The 22,094-nt window shown below is 45.2% G+C and carries 24 protein-coding genes and 1 riboswitch; of the genes, 13 read left to right on the top strand and 11 right to left on the bottom strand.

The window, feature by feature from the left end:
* Window positions 1-117 precede the first annotated feature (117 nt).
* The gene (gene cidR / locus ABHN01_RS04960) at window positions 118-1,002 is read right to left on the bottom strand and encodes a cidABC operon transcriptional activator CidR (RefSeq protein WP_429874630.1); all 885 of its coding nucleotides are present in this window, start codon (window positions 1,000-1,002) and stop codon (window positions 118-120) included.
* 60 nt (window positions 1,003-1,062) lie between these two features.
* Here cidR and ABHN01_RS04955 point away from each other — a divergent pair, with 60 nt between their 5' ends.
* The 6 genes from ABHN01_RS04955 to ABHN01_RS04930 all read left to right on the top strand — a co-directional run bounded on the left by ABHN01_RS04955 (window position 1,063) and on the right by ABHN01_RS04930 (window position 7,191).
* A complete protein-coding gene (locus ABHN01_RS04955; RefSeq protein WP_429874665.1) occupies window positions 1,063-1,836 on the top strand; it encodes a hypothetical protein in 774 nt (257 codons plus the stop codon).
* A gap of 156 nt (window positions 1,837-1,992) precedes the next feature.
* A riboswitch (SAM riboswitch) is annotated at window positions 1,993-2,101 on the top strand.
* 137 nt (window positions 2,102-2,238) lie between these two features.
* Entirely contained in the window at window positions 2,239-3,351 is a 1,113-nt protein-coding gene (locus ABHN01_RS04950) for a sugar ABC transporter substrate-binding protein (RefSeq protein WP_429874629.1), read from the top strand.
* A gap of 87 nt (window positions 3,352-3,438) precedes the next feature.
* Entirely contained in the window at window positions 3,439-4,938 is a 1,500-nt protein-coding gene (locus tag ABHN01_RS04945) for a sugar ABC transporter ATP-binding protein (RefSeq protein ID WP_429874628.1), read from the top strand.
* Complete coding sequence (locus tag ABHN01_RS04940) at window positions 4,939-5,943, top strand: ABC transporter permease (RefSeq protein ID WP_429874627.1); 1,005 nt, start codon at window positions 4,939-4,941, stop codon at window positions 5,941-5,943.
* 153 nt (window positions 5,944-6,096) lie between these two features.
* Complete coding sequence (locus ABHN01_RS04935; protein WP_290401218.1) at window positions 6,097-6,579, top strand: DinB family protein; 483 nt, start codon at window positions 6,097-6,099, stop codon at window positions 6,577-6,579.
* An 84-nt stretch (window positions 6,580-6,663) separates the two neighbouring features.
* Entirely contained in the window at window positions 6,664-7,191 is a 528-nt protein-coding gene (locus tag ABHN01_RS04930; RefSeq protein ID WP_429874626.1) for a DUF4442 domain-containing protein, read from the top strand.
* 18 nt (window positions 7,192-7,209) lie between these two features.
* Here ABHN01_RS04930 and ABHN01_RS04925 read toward each other — a convergent pair whose 3' ends face one another.
* Window positions 7,210-8,229: an NAD-dependent epimerase/dehydratase family protein gene (locus ABHN01_RS04925; RefSeq protein WP_429874625.1), complete on the bottom strand. Its 1,020-nt coding sequence runs from the start codon at window positions 8,227-8,229 to the stop codon at window positions 7,210-7,212.
* A 239-nt stretch (window positions 8,230-8,468) separates the two neighbouring features.
* Between ABHN01_RS04925 and ABHN01_RS04920 the strand changes: the two genes are divergently transcribed.
* The 3 genes from ABHN01_RS04920 to ABHN01_RS04910 are packed head-to-tail and all read left to right on the top strand — an operon-like array spanning window position 8,469 to window position 10,699.
* Window positions 8,469-8,969, top strand: coding sequence for a M15 family metallopeptidase (locus ABHN01_RS04920; RefSeq protein ID WP_429874664.1), 501 nt, complete (start codon window positions 8,469-8,471; stop codon window positions 8,967-8,969).
* Window positions 8,970-8,983: 14 nt separating this feature from the next.
* Entirely contained in the window at window positions 8,984-9,412 is a 429-nt protein-coding gene (locus ABHN01_RS04915) for an SRPBCC domain-containing protein (protein ID WP_290401221.1), read from the top strand.
* 30 nt (window positions 9,413-9,442) lie between these two features.
* Window positions 9,443-10,699 carry a DUF445 domain-containing protein gene (locus ABHN01_RS04910; protein ID WP_429874624.1) on the top strand — a complete coding sequence of 419 codons (1,257 nt, stop codon included), beginning with the start codon at window positions 9,443-9,445 and terminating at the stop codon, window positions 10,697-10,699.
* A 56-nt stretch (window positions 10,700-10,755) separates the two neighbouring features.
* On the opposite strand, the gene ABHN01_RS04905 is transcribed toward ABHN01_RS04910, so the two are convergent.
* The 5 genes from ABHN01_RS04905 to ABHN01_RS04885 all read right to left on the bottom strand — a co-directional run bounded on the left by ABHN01_RS04905 (window position 10,756) and on the right by ABHN01_RS04885 (window position 12,988).
* Window positions 10,756-11,400: an SDR family oxidoreductase gene (locus ABHN01_RS04905; protein ID WP_429874623.1), complete on the bottom strand. Its 645-nt coding sequence runs from the start codon at window positions 11,398-11,400 to the stop codon at window positions 10,756-10,758.
* Between the two features lie 111 nt (window positions 11,401-11,511).
* Window positions 11,512-11,829, bottom strand: coding sequence for a hypothetical protein (locus ABHN01_RS04900; RefSeq protein ID WP_429874622.1), 318 nt, complete (start codon window positions 11,827-11,829; stop codon window positions 11,512-11,514).
* Complete coding sequence (locus tag ABHN01_RS04895) at window positions 11,822-12,073, bottom strand: hypothetical protein (protein ID WP_429874621.1); 252 nt, start codon at window positions 12,071-12,073, stop codon at window positions 11,822-11,824. Before ABHN01_RS04895 ends, ABHN01_RS04900 begins: the two co-directional genes overlap by 8 nt.
* A gap of 67 nt (window positions 12,074-12,140) precedes the next feature.
* Window positions 12,141-12,653 carry a hypothetical protein gene (locus ABHN01_RS04890; protein WP_429874620.1) on the bottom strand — a complete coding sequence of 171 codons (513 nt, stop codon included), beginning with the start codon at window positions 12,651-12,653 and terminating at the stop codon, window positions 12,141-12,143.
* A gap of 17 nt (window positions 12,654-12,670) precedes the next feature.
* Window positions 12,671-12,988, bottom strand: a complete 318-nt coding sequence (locus ABHN01_RS04885; protein ID WP_429874619.1) for a hypothetical protein — start codon at window positions 12,986-12,988, stop codon at window positions 12,671-12,673.
* Between the two features lie 140 nt (window positions 12,989-13,128).
* Between ABHN01_RS04885 and ABHN01_RS04880 the strand changes: the two genes are divergently transcribed.
* The 4 genes from ABHN01_RS04880 to ABHN01_RS04865 all read left to right on the top strand — a co-directional run bounded on the left by ABHN01_RS04880 (window position 13,129) and on the right by ABHN01_RS04865 (window position 16,373).
* Window positions 13,129-13,791 carry an SIMPL domain-containing protein gene (locus tag ABHN01_RS04880; RefSeq protein ID WP_429874618.1) on the top strand — a complete coding sequence of 221 codons (663 nt, stop codon included), beginning with the start codon at window positions 13,129-13,131 and terminating at the stop codon, window positions 13,789-13,791.
* A gap of 92 nt (window positions 13,792-13,883) precedes the next feature.
* Complete coding sequence (locus tag ABHN01_RS04875; RefSeq protein WP_429874617.1) at window positions 13,884-14,813, top strand: ABC transporter ATP-binding protein; 930 nt, start codon at window positions 13,884-13,886, stop codon at window positions 14,811-14,813.
* Window positions 14,810-15,910, top strand: a complete 1,101-nt coding sequence (locus ABHN01_RS04870; protein WP_429874616.1) for an ABC transporter permease — start codon at window positions 14,810-14,812, stop codon at window positions 15,908-15,910. The genes ABHN01_RS04875 and ABHN01_RS04870 overlap by 4 nt, the downstream gene beginning before the upstream one ends.
* A 28-nt stretch (window positions 15,911-15,938) precedes the next feature.
* The gene (locus ABHN01_RS04865) at window positions 15,939-16,373 is read left to right on the top strand and encodes a DUF6526 family protein (protein ID WP_429874615.1); all 435 of its coding nucleotides are present in this window, start codon (window positions 15,939-15,941) and stop codon (window positions 16,371-16,373) included.
* A 90-nt stretch (window positions 16,374-16,463) separates the two neighbouring features.
* Here ABHN01_RS04865 and ABHN01_RS04860 read toward each other — a convergent pair whose 3' ends face one another.
* From ABHN01_RS04860 to ABHN01_RS04845, 4 genes are all read right to left on the bottom strand, one after another.
* On the bottom strand, window positions 16,464-17,792 hold the full coding sequence (locus ABHN01_RS04860; protein WP_429874663.1) for a CitMHS family transporter: 1,329 nt from the start codon (window positions 17,790-17,792) through the stop codon (window positions 16,464-16,466).
* Between the two features lie 121 nt (window positions 17,793-17,913).
* Window positions 17,914-18,591 carry a response regulator gene (locus ABHN01_RS04855; protein ID WP_429874614.1) on the bottom strand — a complete coding sequence of 226 codons (678 nt, stop codon included), beginning with the start codon at window positions 18,589-18,591 and terminating at the stop codon, window positions 17,914-17,916.
* Window positions 18,548-20,161, bottom strand: a complete 1,614-nt coding sequence (locus ABHN01_RS04850; protein WP_429874613.1) for an ATP-binding protein — start codon at window positions 20,159-20,161, stop codon at window positions 18,548-18,550. Before ABHN01_RS04850 ends, ABHN01_RS04855 begins: the two co-directional genes overlap by 44 nt.
* Window positions 20,162-20,884: 723 nt before the next feature.
* Complete coding sequence (locus tag ABHN01_RS04845) at window positions 20,885-21,685, bottom strand: IS110 family transposase (RefSeq protein WP_429874662.1); 801 nt, start codon at window positions 21,683-21,685, stop codon at window positions 20,885-20,887.
* Between the last annotated feature and the right edge of the window lie 409 nt (window positions 21,686-22,094).

The following is a 22,094-nucleotide window of genomic DNA, read 5'->3' as shown; positions in this document are numbered from 1 at the left end:
TGTAATTTTTTATCCTTTACATAGACAGAATCTATGTAAATGCTTTCACCTATACATAAAAAGTATGAACATTGAATAGGAAAAAGGCGGCTCCCTAAGGGGAACCGCCTTTCTTTTTTAACCCTCTGCTAATTGTTCCTTTGCATAGTTGAGCCACTCTTTTGCAGCAAAGGATAAGTATTGATCTTTATTCCAGATCAAGGCAAGGTGCCAGCTGATGGAAGGGTTGATGACTTTAATCGCAAGCACTTCCTCAGACAGATGCCGGCAGATGCTCTCAGGAAGAAGAGATACACCCAATTTACAGATGACCATTTCCTCGATAAACGACCACTGCGAGCTTTCGGATGTTATATGAGGACTGAACCCCGCCTGATTGCAGGAAGAGATGATGCGGTCATGAAGCACAAAATCCTTGTTGAACAGGATAAATGATTCGTTGCTGAGCTCCACAAGATTGATTTCCTCCTGGTCCGCCAGCGGGTGATCCGGGTGGATAATCAGCCGCAAATCCTCTTCCATAAATGCAAAATACTCAAACATGTCATTGTTTGTGGGCAATACGATCACCCCTATATCCAGCTGAAGGCTGGCGACTTCTTCCTCAATTTTCTTCGATCCATCCTCCACGAGTTCAAACGTGATGTGAGGGTATTTACCGTGAAAACTGCCGATCAATTTTGGAAAGAGACGAGGATCAAAGATGGGAGGAAGACCGATCCTGATATGCCCCTTTTTTAAGCCGACGAGGTTATCCAGCTCCATTTCCAGATTGTTGAACGCTTTATCGACGAGCTTCGCCTGCTCAAAAATGGTCCGTCCGGCATCCGTCAAGGTCAGTCCTTTTCGCGATCTGTCAAAGAGAACGACGCCAAGCTCGTCCTCCAGATTTTTGATCATTTTGCTGATGGTCGGCTGGGTTATGAAAAGAGCATCAGCTGCCCGGGTGAAGCTGTTATATTTGGCTACTTCAATAAAATACTGTAATTGTTTAATATCCACGATTGCACCTGCTTGCCGCTTGAACGGCGTTATTTTTATGTAGTTTATCACGATTGCTGGATAAAAACCAAAACAAGACAATTGTGCATATACTGTTTTATTGAAATCGAAAGGCGGGGACCACGAATGTACAGACAGCGGCAGGAAGTTGATATAAAAAGGGGAAATGTAATCGGCGACGGTGCGATTGATACGGTTTATCTCATGGCTGAAAAAACACCGCACAGTCCGTACTGGGTGAACATTGAAGCCGTCGTTCAGGACGGAAGAACGAACAGGTACACAAGGATTCCGCTCAAAGAAAATTCAGGATACAATCCTACCCTCTTTCTTGGCGATTTTACAGGGGATAAGGTAGAAGACATCATGGTGGTCATGGATACGGGAGGCAGCGGCGGGATGATCAACGCCTATATCTTCGCCTTCAGAAACGGACAATTCCGACCGCTATTTGACTCCGAGGTTTTCAATAACAGATACAAGTACAGTGTCTTTTACCTGAACCAATATAAAGCCCAGGTCAACAGCATTAATGTGCGCCAAACATTCATCATCGATCTAAGTACAAAAAACAAGGAATATCTATCGGAGATCTATAATGCGGATGGAACGTTAAAATCACCGATCCAGGGCTTTGTCTCTCCATTAGCCGGCCTTTACCCTGTTGATTTTGACCGAAATGGGGTCTATGAGCTGCTCGCTTACCAAAACATCGCCGGCCGATATAACGCCGACCGCCTCGGCTATGTGCAGACCACCATGAAGTGGAACGGCCGGGAGTTTGGTACGGAGGTGCAGAATGTGGCGATTTTTGGCGGGGATCAAATGGGCTAAGTGGCAAACCTCTCTTGCCGGAGAGGTTTTTTACAGTTAAGAAGATACACAAAGAACAATCCTGCTGCTTCCTCGGAATTCTATAAAAAATTATTGACTTTCCCCCTTCTGCCGATTAAAGTAATAACTATATTTTCAAAAAAATAAATATTCATTCTCTTATCAAGAGTGGCAGAGGGACTGGCCCTATGACGCCCAGCAACCGTTCCGTAATGGAATTGGTGCTAATTCCAGCAAAACAGCAGGCTGTTTTGAGAGATAAGAGAGGACGGAATCGGTATACATAAAAAAACGATGAAACCTCTCTTTTCCGGAGAGGTTTTTTTTTCGTGGACATGGGCTTGTTGCCTGTACAAAATCACCTTGAAGAGAGTAGGATACAAAAAATGGGGAGTTGGGGAAATGAAAAAATTCATTAAAAGCGCGGCTGTCTCAGTGGTCGCTTTATCACTTTTATTAACAGGGTGTTCATCCGGCAGCGATACGATTAACGCCCGAAAACATGAGAAGGTGTCGTTTGATAACGTGCCGAAGCGGTTTGCTAAAGGACAGGGAGCACGGATCAAGGTCATCCGCAAAATCGGTGGTGATGATCATACGGCACAGTTTTTAGCCGGCGCTAAAGCGGAAGGAGAGGCACTTGGTTTTACGGTTGATACCTATACAGCAAACGGTGATACCGCCAAGTTTCACGATGCGATCGCCCAGGCGGCCGAGGAGAATTACGATGGTTTCATCATCTCTCACGGTGACGATGCAGCTACCATTAACGACATTAAGAAGCTGCGGGAAAAAGGAAAGAGCGTCGTGACATTCGATTCCAATCCAGACCTCGCAAAAGTAGATGGTGTCACTCTGACTTCTCAAGATGATGAGGCTCTTGCCAAGCTTGCCCTTGATCAGCTCGTGAAAGAAAATAAAGGGAAAGCCAACATCGTGTACCTCTGGGTCGACGGGTTCCCGCCGATGGTGCGACGCAATGCCGTTTATAAAGAGACATTAAAGAACAACCCGGGAATCAAAGAAATCGAGCGCTTTGGAGTCGCTTCAGCGGATACATCAGTCCAGACGCAAAATGCGGTAACAGCGATGCTCAACAAACATAAAAAAGGCGAAATCGACGCGGTATTTGCCACCTGGGATGCCTTTGCGATCGGGGCCGCACGTGCGATTAAAGAAGCTGGACGCAACGAGATTAAAATCTATGGAATCGATGTCTCCAACGCAGACCTTCAAGAGATCCAGAAGAAGGACAGCCCTTGGAAATACACAGCAGCTGTTGATCCTAAGCTTATTGGAGCAGTGGATATGAGAATTCTTTCCAAAAAGCTTGCTGGAGAAAAAACCCCACCAACGTATGATCTGAAGGCTTCTTTGGTTTCACAAAAGGATCTTCAAAAGTCAAACGAAGGCGTGAACATGGTAAACCTGTCCAAGGAAATTAAAGGCTGGGGAAAATCCGAAGCGTTTGAAGAAGATTGGATGAAGACGCTGAAGGATCACTACCAAAAGTAACTTTAAGTAAATCAAGTATTAAATGATAACGCGCGCTCTCTTTCTAAGCTGAAGAGAGTGTTTGCTTTGAGGAAAGGGGAGAAGCGGATGGCTCTGTTGGAGATGAAGGATATAAGTATCGAGTTTCCGGGGGTAAAGGCTTTGAATCATGTGAGCTTTGCCAGTGAGACTGGACGGGTTCATGCGCTGATCGGGGCAAATGGGGCTGGAAAGTCGACTCTCATGAAGGTTCTGTCAGGGGCTTACAGCCATTATACGGGTGAGATTCATTTGGACGGAAGGAAAGCGGTCATCACTTCACCGAGGGATGCTTTGGAAGAGGGAATTCAAATCGTGCATCAAGAGGTAGATACCGCTCTGATCCCCTATTTAACGGTTGGAGAAAACATTTTGCTCCATGGTCTGGTCAACGAAATGGGCAGAAAGCAGCTGGTAGGTTGGAAACCGCTGCATAAGAAAGCCACGCGAATTTTAGAAGAGATGAACATCAGCGTTTCATCTAAAATGCTGGTCAGTGAACTGACTCTTGCACAAAAACAGATGGTGCTCATTGCCCGTGCCGTATCAGCACAATGCCGTTTTCTTATTTTGGATGAACCGACTGCACCGTTGAGCCACTCAGAAACGAACGAGCTGTTCCGTATCGTGCGAAACCTGAAGGCACAAAATGTAGGAATAATTTTCATTTCTCACCGTCTCCCTGAAATATTTGAGATCTGCGACGATATCACGGTGATGAGGAACGGTGAATTGGTCATAAAAGAAAACATCAGTGAGACGTCGATCCATCGGGTTATCGAGCAAATGCTCGGAAAGTCGCTGGATGAGCAGTTTCCTTTCTTAAACGGCAAAGTGGGTGAAATCGTTCTGGAGGTAAAAGGGCTTTCCGACGCCGAGAAGATCAAGGATTTGAACTTAACTGTCCGCGCCGGTGAAATTATCGGGATTGCGGGACTTGTAGGTGCAGGGAAAACAGAGCTGTGCAAAACGCTGTTCGGCTGTACGAAGATTACCGCTGGCGATGTTTTTCTCAATGGGCGGAAACTGAAGCTGAAAAATCCGCATCAGGCGGTAAGGCAGGGGATGGCTCTTGTTCCTGAAGAACGGAGAAAAGAGGGGATCCTGGTTGAGGAATCAGTAGCTGCCAATTTAACAGCTGCTAATCTTGGCCAATTCACCAAAGTGTTCAGCTTTCTGGACCGCCGGGCGGAAAAGCAAAAGGCTGTTGAAATCATTCAAACCTTGGGCATCAAGACACCGTCAGAAAAAACGAAGGTTCAAAATTTGTCCGGAGGGAATCAGCAAAAGATTGCGATCGGCAAATGGCTTATTGCGGACGCTGATGTGTATATATTCGATGAACCGACGAAGGGCGTGGATGTTGGCGCTAAGAAGGACATTTTTGAACTCATTTCGGCGCTGGCTAAACGGGGGAAAGCCATTCTTTACGCGTCCTCCGAGTTTCCGGAGATCCTGGGCATCACGAACCGCCTCTACGTGCTGTATGACGGACGCGCTGTTAAGGAGCTCGAAACCTCAGCAGCCACGGAAGAAGAGCTTTTATTCTATTCAACAGGAGGAAGGTAGATGGAGGTTTCTAAACCAGTAACAGCACAGTCTTCACCAAAAAAGAAATTTGAGCTGTTCGACTTTTTTTATAAATACGGAACGATCTTAACCATCCTTGTTCTCATTGGTGTGTTCACTGCGGCTAATCCTTCTTTTGTACAGGGACATAACCTTATGAACATTCTCCGTTCCATCTCTATTGTTACGATTATTGCGATCGGGATTACGATATCCCTTTCCGTCAACGGGTTTGACCTTTCTGTCGGGTCGGTGGCGTCTCTTTCCAATGCCATTGCGATCTCCATGTTTGTCTGGTTCTCACAGAACACGGCAACAGCGATCTTTTCAGCCCTTGCAGCCGCTTTGATTGTCGGCATCATTAACTCCGTGATGATTGTTAAAGTGAAAATTCCGGATATGCTGCTGACGCTTGCGACAATGTTCATCATTCAGGGTATTGCACTCACATACACGAAAGGGGCGACCATTTCGCAAAACATGGTCATGCCTGACGGAACATTTGCGACAGGAAAGATCAGTGCAGCCTTCGAGAAAATCGGCCAAGTTCCCTGGATCATCGTCATTATGGCAGCAGCAGTCGTTCTCGTCCATGTCCTTCTCAATTACACGAAGCACGGAAGGTATATGTATGTCATAGGCGGGAATGAAGAAGCGGCAAGGCTTTCGGGCATTCCGGTGAATAAATATAAGGTGGCGGCCTATCTTCTCTCTGCCTTCTTTGCTTCCATCGGAGGAATCGTTCTGGCGTCCAGGGTGATGACTGCGGAAATTAATGCCGGAACGCCTTATTTAATGGATGCTGTAGCGGCGGCCTTCATCGGTTTTTCAGTATTTGGATCAGGCAAGCCGAATGCTTTTGGGACACTGGTCGGGGCCATCCTGATCGGCATTCTGCAAAATGGCCTAGTTATGATGTCCGTGCCTTACTATTCGATGGACATTGTAAAGGGAGCGGTCCTCGCTTTTGCGCTTGCGTTAACGTATTATAAACAAAAAAAATAAACAGCAGAGTTTGGCTTCAGGTATGCAAAATCCAACCTGGTGATGTCCAGCAGAAAGCTGCTGGATTTTTTTGTATTCCTTAATAAAGGATAAAGTAGTCTTACAGCGAATTAGTTTATATTGAAAATTAGAGGCGGGGAGAGTTGATGAAAAGTGATAGAAGAATACTATAATAATTGGCTCAAACATCGAACGGTGCTGCATGAGCTGCTCGACCAGGTCGGACCGGAGCATGTGTTCTTTAAACCTTGGAGCGAAGGATTTTCATTGGGCGAACTTGCGGTTCACATTGTAAGCTCTACTGATATGTTCCTTGCAACGGTCAAGAACGGACAATTTGCATCGCCCGGCACACCGCGCGATTTTCAGACGATGGATGAGGTGCGAGAGATCGTTCAGGAATTCACTCACAAATCAAAACGAGATTTTTCTGTTTTGAAAGAAGCCGATCTAAACAATGAGATCGATATTTTTGGATACATGGCACCAGGGAAGTATTGGATCGAGAGTTTGATCGATCATGAGATCCATCATAAAGGGCAGTTGTTTGTGTATGCTCGTATGACAGGTGCAGAGAAGGTTCCTTTTTTCAAGCAGCTGCCTTCAAGAGCTGTAAATGATGCTGCAGCCGATTGACAGGGGCTGCAAGTTATACATGAAATACGAATACGTACTCGTACAAAATATACAGATACCCACTCAGAAAGAGGTGTGCACAGGATGAAAGAATCATGGAAAACGAGAGTCGTCCGCTTTGGCTTTAACTTGTTCCCTGCCTTTAGAGGTACAGGAGCAAGAGTCCTTCATATTGCTGAAGATTATTCGGAGATCCGAATCAAGCTGCCGCTCAACTGGCGGACCCGCAACTATGTCGGCACAATCTTTGGCGGCAGCATGTATGGGGCTGTGGATCCCGTTTATATGTTCATGTTTCTAAAAATGCTCGGCAATGATTATATTGTCTGGGATAAAGCTGCTTCCATCAGGTTTAAAAAACCGGGCAAGAACACATTATATGCATCGTTTAAAATAACGGGTGAAGAGCTCGATGAAGTGAAGCGCACTCTTGAGGAAAAACGGAGTATTGACCGCGTGTATAACGTCGAGCTTGTTGATGAGAACGGTACGGTCCACGCGGCAGTCGAAAAAACCATTTACATGCGCAAAAAAGATCGGGAAGGATCCCCCTCATCCGGGAACGTTGTCTCACTGGCGAAATCAGAATCAAAATTTCAAAAAAGTGAATGAAAAACAAACTCAGCCTTTTTACGGCTGAGTTTTTGCATCATGAAGCTTCATGACCTGATCTTCAGCTTCGTAGTTTAATCCGTGTGTTTCGGGAGGATTTTTTAGTTCCCAATCTATCGTACGTTTCAATCCCTCTTCAAATGAAACCCTTTCTTTAAAGCCTAATTCATTACGTATTTTATCAGAATTAAATACTGCATCCTGAGTGGCGTCAATTCCCCAGGAATAGGTTTCTGGAAGCAGGCTGTCGGGCACTACAACAATTTTCCCTTTCCAATGGAGTGAGGAAGCCAGCTTGTTAACCCACTCTTTCATGGTGAATGTGTCGTTCTCCCCAAGGTTGTAGATCTTTCCTTTTGCCTGATCTTTTACTATAGCCTGCACGATACCCAACGCCATATTTTCTACATAGCCGCGTGTCCATCTCCAATCAGCAAGGCTTTCCGGAAGGAGGATGTACGGCCGTTGATCACTCATCGGTTTGATATAGGAATACCATCGATGTGCTTTATCGTTCGGGCCATATACGGCAGGCAGTCTAATGATTGTTCCTTGAATCGTTGGATGGTTCATGATCGTACGCTCCACCAAAATTTTATCATAGTTGCGCCTTTCCTCGGTTTTGGCAAACGCTATCTGCGGATACAGGTTGTGGCGCAGCGCACCATCTTCGTCAATCGGTACTGGTTCAATCACGCCGCTTTCCGTTCCGTTCACCAGGCCAAAGGCACGGTAAACATCTTGTGAGCTGGCTACGATGACACGGTTAACTATGCCATCCAGCGTTTGGACCAGTAATCTAGCCTGCTGTTCAGTCATACAGATCATATCCAGTACCGCATCCGGCTTTAGCTGTTGAATAGCCGTCCGATAAGAAGGCAGGTCGTTTCTGTCGCCAAGAATCTCATGCCGTCCAGAAGGAAGGTAGCCCTTGGTTTGCCCTCTGTGAAAAACTGTGACCTCGTGTCCAGAATGAAGCAGCTGTTCAATTACCTTTGGCCCCATAAAACTGGTGCCCCCAATCACAAATACATGCATATTCATTTCTCCCTTCTATTCCGTTTATGAAGAATGTATAGCCAAGGATGAAGTACGTAAAAAAATAATTGTACGTAAAGTTATTTTATTACGAATATTCAGAAATAGTCAATCTTTATGTGACAGAGTAAGCTTGTGGTAGGATGGAAAGAGAGTATTGTGTACCAGACAAGGGAGGAGAAAATCAACGAGTGAGTGCTGCAAAATTATCTGCCGGGGTCGGTGGCTGGCTGATTCTTATGGCCATTCTTGGGCTTATATTCTACCTGTACATGCATCGGGAAAGAGCCAAAAGAGAGGTTCCGATGCCCTCCGAACTTCATCCGGTCGTAGAAGAAAATAAACAGAAACTGATTCAAAGAGCGAAGGAGAAGGGAATTCCGATTGTCATTACGGATGGTTTTCGTTCCATAGAAGAACAAAATAAATTGTATGAAAAAGGCCGAACGACAGAAGGAGATATCGTCACTACCGTTAAGGGTGGAGATTCTTACCATAATTACGGTCTGGCGATCGATTTTGCGCTGTTGAACAGTGAGGGGAATGCCGTGTGGGATACAATGCGGGACAGCAACGGCAATCACAGATCCGATTGGATGGAGGTGGTTTCCATCGCCAAAATGTTAGGCTTTACATGGGGCGGTGATTGGGAGTTCAAGGACTACCCGCACCTGCAAATGGATTTCGGTCTAAGTATGAGAGATTTGAAAAACGGTGAACGGCCGCCGGAACGACGATAGAGAAAGGGAACAGCATGAAAGAATTAATTACAGAATGCTTGCTGCCATACCCAATTGAAGCAGTATGGAGCGTGATTGCTGATACAAAAACACATTCCTTATGGAACCCGCAGATCGTTTCTGTAAACGGGGAATGCAGAATAGGAAGCTGCCTGTCGGTTCGTGTAAAATCACCGATCGGCCACGGGATCCCTTTTCGTTTTAAAGCGAAAGTACTGGATTTTGAACCGAACAGAAAACTGGCGTGGACGGGCGGAATATCCGGTTTCTTGACCGGTTATCATTACTGGGAGCTGACAGACCTCGGTGATATGACCAAAGTGGTCCAAGGAGAGCGGTTTAATGGTTTATTTACCGCTTTTTTGTCAACAAAGAGAATGGAAGCGATGCGACCGGCCTATGAATCAGCCAATAGTGGGTTAGAAAGCTTTTTGAAACGCTAGAACTAAAATGATTAACAGAGGGAAGTTACGATGGAAAAAAAGGAAAAAAAATCGAAATACTTTGCGAAAATTTCATTAGGAGTGATGGGGGCAGGGTTTCTCGGAAGCATTCCCTTTCAGGATTCTTTTGTTGGAGAATTGATGCAGGGGGGGTTTGAGGCAGGACTCGTAGGTGGACTGGCCGATTGGTTTGCTGTAACGGCTCTCTTTCGCCATCCTTTGGGCATACCGATCCCTCACACGGCATTACTTCCAAAGAACCGTGACAGGATGATGAAAGCTATTGTATCCATGCTTGAAAATGATTGGCTGACAAAAGAAAGTATTCAGGGGAAAATCCAGCAAATCCAAATTACAGAGAAACTCATTCAAATGGCAGAGAAAGAATTGGATTCGGATACCTTTCATAAGGCGGTTGGAAATTTTCTTAACCAGGCGATACGCTATATTCAGCCGGAAAAACTGGCTCCGTATATTGAAAAGGAGCTAAAGGCTTATCTTCGTTCTCTTGATGCAGCAGGCTTTCTTCAGTCCTTGATTAATAAGGCCCTCGACAGAAACCTGCAGGATCGAGCATTCGATTATATTCTGGCTGAGACTGAAAAGTGGATGGTAAAAGAAGACACTAAACGAAAAATCGGCAAAATCGCGAAACAGCTGCTGGATAATACGGAGGCCGATGGTTTTATAAAGATGGCCCTTCAATCGTTCAGCAATTTTATCAGTGAAGAGAAGCTGGGGAATATCCTTCAACCCTTTTTTCTTAAAAGGATCATTTTATTGCAAGAAGCAGATAATCCTTACCGGCATTTAATCCTTAATCGAATTCGCACTGAGTTGGAAAATGTACAAGATCGGGAAAATCTGGCGGTTGAACTCAATGAATGGAAAGATAATATGGTCGATTCGTGGAGTCCTGCAGATCAAATTACCAATATTTTGGGGCAGGTTCAGAAGAAGTTGCTGCTGCTGAGCCAGGATGAAGAGTTTGTCGATGAGTATGTGATTTCATTCATTAGAGATCTCATCGAGCGAACAAAAAATGACCCTGAAAAAATGAGCAGCATTGAACGGTGGCTGCAGCTTCAAATTTCCACTCTGATTGAAAGCAACCATTCCCGAATAGGCAATCTTGTGAAAGAAAACCTTGATAAACTGGATAATGAAACACTGATCGATATGATGGAAAATAACGTGGGCAAAGAACTACAGTGGATAAGGGTCAACGGAGCCATTTGCGGGTTCTTGATAGGACTTGTCTTAACCACATTTAAGGCTCTTATCTAAGATAAATAGGGCTGGCTTAAAAGATCACAACCTGTGTCTTTTAGGCCAGCCTGTTTTTATAGGTTTTTCAATGCTTCCCGAATCGATTGTTCGCCGGAAATCAGATCAAACGAGCGTTTAAATGTGTTTTCTTCCGTAAGTGCAGCCAAAACGGTTTGAGCGACATCCTCACGCGGGATGGAGGCTCGGCGAAGGTTCTCACTGGCTTCCACTTTGCCTGTGCCCGGCTCGTTTAATAGTCCGCCCGGCCTTACAATTGTATAGTTCAAGCTGCTGCTTTCGAGAATTTTATCCGCATAGTGCTTGGCCACATAATACGGCCGTATCTTTTCGTTCCAGTTTTCACGGTTGTGCGCCTGTAGGGCACTGACCATCACAAAACGGCCGACCCCCGCCTGTTCAGCAGCTTCCACCATTTTAGCCGCACCGTCCAAGTCAACGAGGAGCGTTTTGTCAGAGCCTGTGCTGCCTCCGGATCCGGCAGAGAAAATAATGGCTTCGCTTCCTTTAACGGCTTCTGCAAGCTCAGATACACTGCCCTCCAAGTCAGCGACTACAGTTTCTGCTCCCAGCTTCTCCAGTTCGCCCGCCTGTTCAGGGTTTCGAATCATCGCCCGCACACTATGCTCTGAACTCCTGCCTAAGAGCTCAACCAATTTATGCCCAATTTGCCCATTTGCTCCTACTAAAAAGACTTTCATAACGACACTCTCCTTTTTCTATAGGATTAGGATTGACAACTCAAAGTATTTCAAACAAGGATGCACCGTTCAAATTTCCTGCTCAAAAAAGGATATATGTAGGGTTCACAATCAACTGCTAAAAATCTTCCTATACTTCCTTAACAACAGCAAAAACATAATCTCCGCCAAAAGGGAGAGCAGCAAGAACAAAACCGTGTAGGCTGTGACCAAATTCCCAATGAAATTCATGGTGAAAGGCAGAGTGATGTTTAAAATAAGCATGACAGCCATATAGGCAATCAATCGGTGTCTGGCTGAAGCATAGAGCTGTTGGTCACCCTTTCTCCTAGCGATATCCAAGAGAATATGAAAAACATAGAATACAAGAATCAGCTTTAGAATGGCGATGACTTGCGTATAGATTGGCCAGAAACTTAAATTAAACACTTTTTCTGCAAGTGCTGCCCATTGAATTTTGCTGGATAAAGACGGCAGGGATTGATAGAAAGACCATACCCAAGGCTAGATATTTAGCTTTTGCTACCGCCGGGCTGTCTTTTTTCAACATCACGATGCCAGAAAAGACAAGGTAGTAGCCGGCAGGGTCAGGCAAAATATCAAGCGCTACAATATGAATCTCTACCAAGATCAATAGAAACCCCCAGAACATTTTGTGAAAACTCTCTCTCATTTCTCCCTGCCTCCGTTTTTGGAAATGATGCGGTCAATATCATTCTGGCTGAGAACCGGCTTGAGGGTTACCCAAACATTAGAAACAGCAGGCTTTCCTTGACTTGTTCCATGAAGTTTAATCGAAATTCACCAAACGCTGCTGTGTTTGGTTTTGATTTGGCCTCAATCTCAAACCAATCCTTCTTTTTCAGGCGCATGCTGAACTTCTTATGTGGTGCGATCAACTGGAAACCATCATCATTCTTTTCGTTATGTTCCAGCCAGGAGGAAGGGCCATCACTGCTCAAATTATTTTTTATTTGCACCAATGCTTTCTGATTTGTGTTTGCTTTCACCGAAACTAGTCTTTCCGTGTCTTTATCAAAGGGCAGACTGATACTTGTCAACGTAATGGGCTTCAATGCCTGATAAATCGCGATATCACTAAAATTGTCTGAGCTTGCAATCTGTTGCTCCAGAATTTTACCTTCTTTATACGTTTTATTGATCGTTACTTCTCCGATGTCTGCTGTAAAGGTCTGGCCGTTGTTCATGGCAACCTTTATTTTATTAAAAGAAAAAGCTTCTTTGTTGTTCATCTGTGAAAGCAGATCCTCTAGTGAAACAGTAACACTTTTAAATCCTGATGAGTGTATTCCTGTTCAACGGGAGGAGTATTTTCGCCCGACATAAAATCATCCCGGGAGTAGGGAAACAATACAGCGTCCTTAATACGAACACTTTGCACGTCCTCCTTGTCATTACGATTCGCCAAGTAATAGAACTTTAAATATTGTTCTCCATCATCAGCCGCTTCGTAGAAGTGTTCTAAAAAGATCGGATGCTCGATCTGCTTTGACTGATAATAAAAGGAGTTCCCAATCCAGCTTGCTGCAGCGATAATGATTCCTGCCCAAAGCCACCCTTCTTTCACATTCATCCCCCCTAAAATCACTCGCTCATTTTACCATATTAATAGGATTTATGGTTTATATTTCTAAATTCCCGACTCTGTTATGAGCATGCTCTGTACCGCATACACTGTGATGTGACGAACAGTGGGGAGGGGCTTAGATGTATTACAACAGACCGGAATATACAACCGACCATATGAGCAGCTTGATCAGGGTTACCGGTGAAGGTTCCGTATTCGCCGTACCTGATCAAGCCAAGCTTTCTTTAGGTGTAATTACAGAAAATAAAGATGTGAACACCGCGCAAAGGCAAAACAATGAAATTATGAGGAACGTCATTCAAGGTCTGTTAACGATGGGGATTCAAAACAAAGATATCCAGACCTCGCTCTATCGCATTGAGCCGCAATATGTTTATGAGAACGGTCAGCAGAACCTTAAAGGCTATAAGGTAAACCATCAGCTTCAAATCACGGTTGATGACGTAGGAGGAACGGGAGCTGTCATCGATAGGGCTGTCAGCCAGGGAGCGAATTCCGTTTCCTCCATCCAGTTTACGGTTTCTTCTCCTGATGCTTTTTATAACAGAGCCCTTTCGCTAGCCGTTAACAGTGCCCAGCAGAAAGCAATGGCTATATCTCGTGACCTTGGTGTCACGCTCAATCGGTTTCCTGTAAAAGTAACAGAGCTGTCAAAGGGCTTCCAGCCTGTGCCAGTCCCTTATCAGGGAGCGGTGCTTTCGCAGGGAAGTCCCGTGCCGGTCCAGACTGGCGAGAATGAGATTACGGCACGCATCGAGGCGGAATTTTTTTATACTCCATAAAAAAACATAAATTTCAAAAGAAATGAGTTAGAATCTTATTGAAGGGATCTAGCTCTTTTTTTAATGCAGCTTTTATAGGATGGAGGATGGAAATGAGTTCACAGGAGCCCATTATCAGAGTAGAGCATCTCGTGAAACGCTATGGTGAGTTTACCGCTGTAAAGGGAGTTGACTTTGAAGTACATAAAGGTGAGGTGTTCGGGCTGCTCGGTCCGAATGGCGCCGGAAAAACGACCACGCTTGAAATGCTTGTCGGATTGAGAAAACCGGACGAAGGAACGGCCTGGATCGGTGAATTTGATATTAAGAAGCACCTGGAACGTGTAAAGGAAGTCATTGGAGTACAGCTTCAGTCTACGACGCTGTTTGAACTGCTCACCGTTGAAGAGATTTTGAAGATGTATGCCAGCTTCTATCCCAAGCATATATCCATCCCCGATCTCATCGAAGACATGATTTTATCCGATAAGCGTAAAAGCAGGATCAAGAGCTTATCGGGCGGCCAGAAGCAGAGGCTGGCGATCGCGCTGGCACTTGTACATGATCCATGGATTATTTTCCTGGATGAACCGACAACTGGATTGGATCCGCAGGCTCGGCGTACATTGTGGGATATTATCCTGAATTTAAAAGAAAGAGGAAAGACGGTCATGCTGACAACCCACTATATGGATGAAGCTCATGTGCTCTGTGACCGGATCGCCATTATGGATCAGGGGCTGCTGATCGCACTGGATACTCCGGAAAATCTGGTGAAGAACCTTCAGTCCGACAGCGCCGTCGAGTTCCGTTTGCCAGAAGGTGCCCCTGTACTTGATCTGAAAGAAATTGAAGGGGTTAAGCAGACAGGCAGCCATAAGGATACTCAAGTTCTCTATACCGATAATTTACAGCAGACACTGACCAGTCTGATTCAGACGGCTTCTGAAAAAGATTTGAAACTGACCGATCTGCAGACACGTACAGCAACATTGGAAGATGTGTTCATTCATATGACAGGAAGGAGCTTGAGAGAAGGATGAAAGCATATTGGCAGCTGACGTTAGCTCAATTGCGTATTTTCATGCGCAACCGCCAAGTCTTGTTTTGGACACTCGCGTTTCCGATCTTCCTCATGATCATGCTCGGCTCTTTTCTTGGGAATGGGAACGGTGTATCGGTTACGATTGGCCTTGTGGATCAGGATCACTCTCCTCAATCCAAACAATTGGCGGCGATGTTGAAGAAGAACGAAGCGATATCGCTCGAGAAATCATCGAGTGAACAAGAGGCGCTCTCTAAACTGAAAAAAGGGGACGTCCAACTCGTTCTGCAGGTTCCGAAGGGCTATGATGAGGAGATGAAGACTGCGGCTAAAGGTGAAAAGCCGTTTACGCTTCCTGTATTTTATAATGAAACAAACATGGCTGTTTCGCAGGTTGGACAGCAGCTTGTATATAATGCGGTCGATGCCGTCAGCAAACAGCAGGCAGATTATAAGCCATCGGTGGTCATCGATCCTAAAGGGGTAGAGGCACTGAATCTCCGTTATATCGATTTTCTTGTTCCGGGAATCGTAGCGATGATGATCATGAGCAATAACATGAACGGGGTAGCGGGCCAGATTGCGTCATGGCGCGAACGCGGTATTTTGCGGCGAATGCAGGGGACAACATTAAAAGCTCATACCTTTATCGCGGCACAGATTACTGCCAGGCTGATGCTGAACGGCTTGCAGGCGCTCATCGTTCTTGGTGTGGCTCGTCTTGTCTTTGATGTGGAAATCAGAGGATCGTGGCTGACGCTCGTCAGTTTTGTCATCTTGGGCACTCTTGCGTTTATGGCAATCGGATTTATTATTGCCGGGATTGCCAAAACACCTGAAAGCGCAGGCCCGATTGCCGGCTTCTTATCTTTTCCGATGCTGTTTTTGGGCGGCGTATTCTTCCCGATTAAAAATATGCCGGAATTTCTTCAGCCGATCGTGCATATCCTTCCGATAGCGCACTTAACGACAGCGATGAGAGAAACGATGAACGTGGGCGCTTCGTTTATGAGCCTGGGATCTGAAGCCTTGATCCTCAGCTGCTGGCTGGTTGGCGCTTTTATCGCAGCGAGTCTGACGTTTAAGTGGGAATAGCGAAATTTGAGCATAGGGGGCAAGCAGCATGGAAAATCAAAACTTTAAAAACCATACACGGGTGGATCCGCTGTTTCATTACGTATTAACGCTCTTTGTGCTGGGGACTCTCGTAACGTCACTGGTTTACTTTTTCCGTGAATGGAGTGATGGAGGCAGCGTACTCCTCGCCTGTGTGCTGTTTTTGGCGGCAGGGTCAATTCTCATTCTCTTTGTTCTTGTGAGAATGTATGCGCTGAAAGCCCAAGACCGGGCCATACGTGCCGAAGAGAATCTGAGGCATTTTGTCCTGACCGGAAAACTCATGGATTCCAGGCTGTCCACAGGACAGATTGTTGCTTTGCGGTTTGCCGGTAATAAGGAGCTGCCTGCGTTAAGCCAGCGAGCTGCGGAAGAAGGCATGAATTCAAAAGAAATTAAGCAATCGATCAATGATTGGCGCGGGGACTATTACCGAATATAAGAGGGAGGAAGCCGTTTTGGCTGCCTTTTTCATGGATCACCACACAAAAAAAGATAGGAGAGGCATCAGGCCTGTTCCTATCTTTTGTACTTAAAACGGGATAATGGATAAACCGAGAGCTACGAGTATCATTACACCCGTTGCACCACACGCCCATTTCAGAAAGCCTCTCTGAAGGTCCCCGAAGTCTTCGCCTACCATTCCGACTAATAGATAAGTAGATGGTACCAAAGGGCTTAATAGATGGACCGGCAATCCTAAAAGGGAAGCACGTCCGATCATGGCTGGATCAATGCCGTATCCGGCAGCGGCTTTAGCGAGCAGTGGAAGCACCCCGTAATAAAAGGCATCATTGGACATGAAAAAGGTAAAAGGTGCAGAGATAATGGCTGTAATAAGCGCAAAATGGGAGCCTAGTCCATCAGGTATGTGAGTAATCATGGAGTTGGCCATCGCATCCACCATTTTTGTACCGGAAAGAATACCTGTGAAAATACCTGCAGCAAATACCATCGTGACGACAGATAAAGCATTATCAGCATAGTTCGCAATTCGTTCTTTTTGGTCACGGAGTTTAGGATAGTTCATTGTAATCGCGATAGCAAAGCCTATCATAAATAATACGGTTGTCGGCAAAAGCTCTTTGATCAAGGCGACAAGAAGAAGGATGGTTAACAGATAGTTTACCACGATCAGTTTTGGACGCTTTAAGCTGACCGCGTCAGCATCAATAGCAGCTGCCTGCATGGCCATCGTGCTGTAATCAATTTCCGCTATACCGATGCGTCTGCGCTCTTTTTTTCCCAGAACATAGGACATGAACAGGACAAATATGACTCCTCCGATCATGGATGGGATGACGGGAGTAAAGATGTCAGACATTTCCAGTTTTAAGGCGGTCATGGCTCTGGCTGTAGGTCCGCCCCAAGGCAGGAGGTTCATGACCCCTGAAGCGGAAACAGCGATTCCTGCCAGGATGAGCGGCCTCATCCCGATTCTTTTGTACAAAGGGAGCATGGCTGAGATGGTAATCATGTATGTTGTTGTACCGTCGCCGTCTAAAGAAATCAATAGAGCGAGCACTGCAGTACCGATGGCGATCTTTACAGGATCTCCTTTTGCAACTTTTAAAATGCTTGAGATAATGGGATCAAATACACCGGCATCAATCATAATGCCGAAGAAAAGAATGGCAAACAGAATCATGATTCCTGTAGGCGCTACACTTTTTATGCCCTCGAGCGCCATCGGTCCGATTCCTTTGCCGAATCCGCCGATCAAGGCGAATGCTACAGGGACGACCATCAAGGCGATCATGGCGGTCAGGCGTTTGGTCATAATTAAAATCATGAATGTGAGTATCATCAAAAAACCTAATAATACGAGCATCGTCTTCACCTCTTTTATTTGTAAACCCAGTTTAAACAAAATATTCTGAAATGAAAACGTTTACAGAATAAAGTTATTAAAGTACTTTAAATTGATTTCGTACATAAAGTTCATGGAATAAAAAAAAGGGGACAGCACGCTCGCCATCCACTTACAGGGGGTAATATTTTTTTTCGGGCCGGCCGACAATGCCATAGACGACTTCGGCTTTGGATTGGTTTATGGAGGACAGAAACTCAAGATAGCGGCGGGCCGTAATTCTTGAGGCTCCGATTTCGTTTCCGACTTCCTCTGCGGAAAGCCCGTCCCTTTTTGCCTGCAGGACGGCCTTCACTTTGCCCAGCGTGATCTCATCAATTCCTTTTGGAAAGCCGGTTCTCTTTTTGTTCAGCTCATTTTTTCGCTTATCAAAAATCAGGTCAATCAGGTTTTGATCCACTTGTTCATTGGACGAAAGAAGTGCATGCTTTTTGATAAAGGACTGGATGATCTCATCGAATCGTTCCTGGCTCACAGGTTTGATTAAATAATTTTCCACACCATACCCCAGGGCTTTCTCAAGGAAATCCTTGTCCGTTGCAGCTGTGATCATGATAATACTCAGTTTTGCAAATTGTTCACGGATGAGAGGGAGGAGCTCAGAGCCCAGCATATCAGGCAGATAGACATCAAGAAGAAGCAGGTCGGGTTCCGATGATTTCAGCAATTGCAATGTCTGCTCTCCGGTCAATGCCTTTCCGACTACCTCAATCTCATCGAACTTCTGCAAAAACTTTTCGTGTATATCAGCGATCCTGAAATCGTCTTCCGCTATCACTGCTTTGATCATTTAAATCAGCTCCCTTATCCTTCTTAGGAAGATACACCGTAAATACAGTACCCTTGCCTGGATTACTTTGTACTTCAATTATTCCGTTCATATCCCGTACGGCCTCATCTGCGTTCGATAGTCCATACCCTCTTGGCTCATCTCCCTGTTTCGACGAGTAGCCCCGATCGAAGAGGAGGAGGATTTCATGCTCGTTCAGTCCTTTGCCATTATCCTCCACCTCAAAAATGATATCACTCCCGATATCTGTCGCAAAAAGAGTTACTTTCGGATCCTTCACATGATAAACCGCTTCGAAAGCGTTATCAATAATATTTCCCAGAATGACAATCAGGCTGGACAGCTGGAAGTGCATCGGCAGTTCTTCGAGGAAACTATCAGAAGCGATCTCGAATTGTATTTTTTTCTCGGAAGCTTTTCCGATCTTGCCTAATAGAATCGCCTGTACTTTCGTATCTTTTATTTGGTTAAAGACAACGGAATTCTGAACATGGAGAATCTGCGTTTCGCTTTTGACCATCTCAATGGCCTGTTGATATTCCCCAAGCTGCAAGAGACCGTAAAGCACGTACAGTTTATTGGTAAACTCATGGGTCTGCGAGCGAAGATCTTCGGAATACCGTTTTACTTCAGAGAGGGTGTTGATCATCTGCTCGACCTCTGTTTTATCCCGAAAGGAAGCAACCACTCCGCTGATCTTGTTTTGATGAAAGAGGGGTGTACAGTTTACGATGACCGTTTTATCTTTCCAAAACATTTCTTTATCCGTCAGTGGATTTCCGTGCTTTAACACTTCATAAAGATAGTCTGAAGGAAAGAGGCCGTCCACTTTCATATGTCTGACTGATCCTTCAATATGGAGCAGTTTTTTTGCGGATTGATTCATATTCGTAATCCGTCCTTCTTTATCAATGGCCAGGATTCCCTCTTTGACGGAATGATACACTGCGTTCTTTTCTTTATAGAGAGCCGCAATCTCAAATGGTTCAAGCCCCATCGTATCTCTCCGTATATTTCTTGAGAGCAGGAAACTCCCAATCACCGATACCAGCAGGGCAAAAAGAGAAACAAAAAGAACCTTTAAAAAGTTGTTCATGATTTGCTGATTGATATCTTCGAAAAGGAAACCCACTGAAACAAGTCCGATGATCCTTCCTTGTTTGTCATAGATGGGGGATTTTCCCCGAAGAGATAAACCGAGAGACCCTTTTGCTTTTGAAACATAGTATTCTCCTTTAAGTGCTCTCTCATTATCGCCGCCGGTCATTTTCTTGCCGATTTCTGACGAGATCGGGTGTGAATAGCGTATTCCGGATGTATTTCCGACCACAATAAATTCGGCCCCGGTGTGTTTCCTGATTTTTTCAACGAGAGGCTGTATCGTTTGGGAGGGATCACTCGTTTCAAATGCATGAATAACAGTAGGCATGAAGGAAATGGACTTTGATAACTCAAGGGCCATTTTTCCTTTGTTATCTTCAATTTGTTTGCTTTCTTTATAGCTGAAATAACCTGTCAGCAATACAATAAGCAACAAACCCAATAGCAGAACCAGCCCGAGTATTTTCATCTGCAGCGAAACTCTTATAGACTTCAGGCGGCATTCCTCCTCATTTCTTTGATTCTACTATACGCCAAACCGTCTGCTCTCTTCAAATCGATCATTGCTTACAGGTTGGTGAATTTACTCACGGGTTTCGTTCATTTACTCGCGGTTCGCACACGTTTTACTGATATGAACAAAACTGTCAACTCAAACCGTAAATTAGGTTATAGAGTTTCTTTTACGCATTCTTAATAAAAGCAGCTAGAAGTGCTCCTTTTCGCGGTTAACCATTATTTCCTTTGTCAGCTTTGCTGAAAAGAAGAATAAGCGCACGGCACGAAGGCAAAACTTCTCAACTCCGATTGGCATACTGATATCCGTGGGTTCGCACATTTTATCGTTCCGTCTGAGGCCCTTCCACTAACTCACGACGTGCGTTCATCACATGGATTAGCACAAGTAAACGCTAGTGGGTTATCCCTACGGTTTTTGCCTTTGCCTCCGGGCCCTGCGTTCAGTTCTTGGTGAATGGTTTCGTCTTGCGGCTTCGTTTTTAAGCGGAATTCTTTGATGAATCCATCTCTTGGGCAATGGCCCAAATAAAACCGGCGAGTTCTCTGGCTACAGCAGTAATGGCTTTTCCGCTGGGTTTTCCACATGATAATAACCGATAGTATTTTTTATAAAGCCGGCGCTGGGCTTTCCATGAAATCGCTTGGATGTGTTCAGAGAGGCCTTCCTGCCTCTTTAACAACTGCTCTTATAGGGCGGGCTGATACCGGTAACTCCAGGCAGATTCAAAATAAGCAGCGATCGGACATGGCGGTTTCCTGTCTTTGTAATACTGCCTTGTTTTCGGGTTTCGCCACTCGAATATTCACTCGGGACCAGCCCGGCATATGCCATAAGCTGTCTTGGAGTAGAAAAACGTTTGAAGCAGCCAATTTCTGCGACAAGCCCCGTGGCAGATATGGTCGCTACTCCCCGTAGTGCTTTTAGGGCTTGGATCATGGGAGCGTGGTATCCTTCCTTCGCTTGTTCTTCAATTTCTTTATCCATTTCTTGTAGACGAAGTTCCTGAAGTTTAACTTGGGTTAAATACTCCTGAAACGCACGATTTTTTACGGCGTTTTTAAAGGTTAACTTATTCAGCCAATGCCTGTAGTCTTTTGACCAGCGTTTGGTCCCCTTAGGGGGACGTTGATCATACCGCGTTAAAAAACTGATCAGACGTTGTTTCGCCCGCAAGGTATCTTCTTTGGCATCTTCACGTACTCGAACCAAATCTCGAAGGGCTTCATCTTCTTCTGTCGGCACATGAACGGAGGTCAATTCACCCGCACGATAGAGTTGGGCGAGACGAATGGCATCCCGGCGATCCGTCTTTACACGCTCCCCAGGTTTGTGTGGAATCAGCGAAGGGGCGGTCACTTCGCATGCGATATCCATCGAGGTGAACAAACGGTACAACCCATACCCGGTAGGACCCGCTTCATAACAGATACGAAGTCTTTTTCGATTCCCTAATTGAGTGCTTAGCTTTCTGATCGCCTGGGGCGTATGGGAATCATCCCCAAAAATCGGGGATTTTCTCGACCTTCTTCGGCAATGGCCACTGCAATTTTTTCCTTAGATACGTCTATACCTACGTATTTTTGGTATTGTTCATAGTATAGCTAGCTCCTTTCGTAATGTAGCTCTGATTTGGTTGAACTGAGGTTTCACACCATCTGTTTACCCGAATTAACCTACGATATTACGATTAAGGAGCTAGTTTTGTTCATGATAACTCACCAATCACATCATTTCATAGGTGTGGCTTCCTCGATATCGCCGCCAGACTAATCCGGTTTGCGAACAACAGCAACGGAAATAACAGCCAGATCATCAGGGGTCAACCAGCGGCCATCCGAAACACCAAAAAACCGGTCCTCCAGGTGAACTGCACCCCAAATTT

This window comes from Fictibacillus sp. NRS-1165 (genome assembly GCF_050468105.1).
Taxonomy (GTDB): domain Bacteria; phylum Bacillota; class Bacilli; order Bacillales; family Fictibacillaceae; genus Fictibacillus_C; species Fictibacillus_C terrinigri.
Note: the sequence above shows the minus strand (reverse complement) of the source record. Positions and strands in the feature narration are given on the sequence as shown.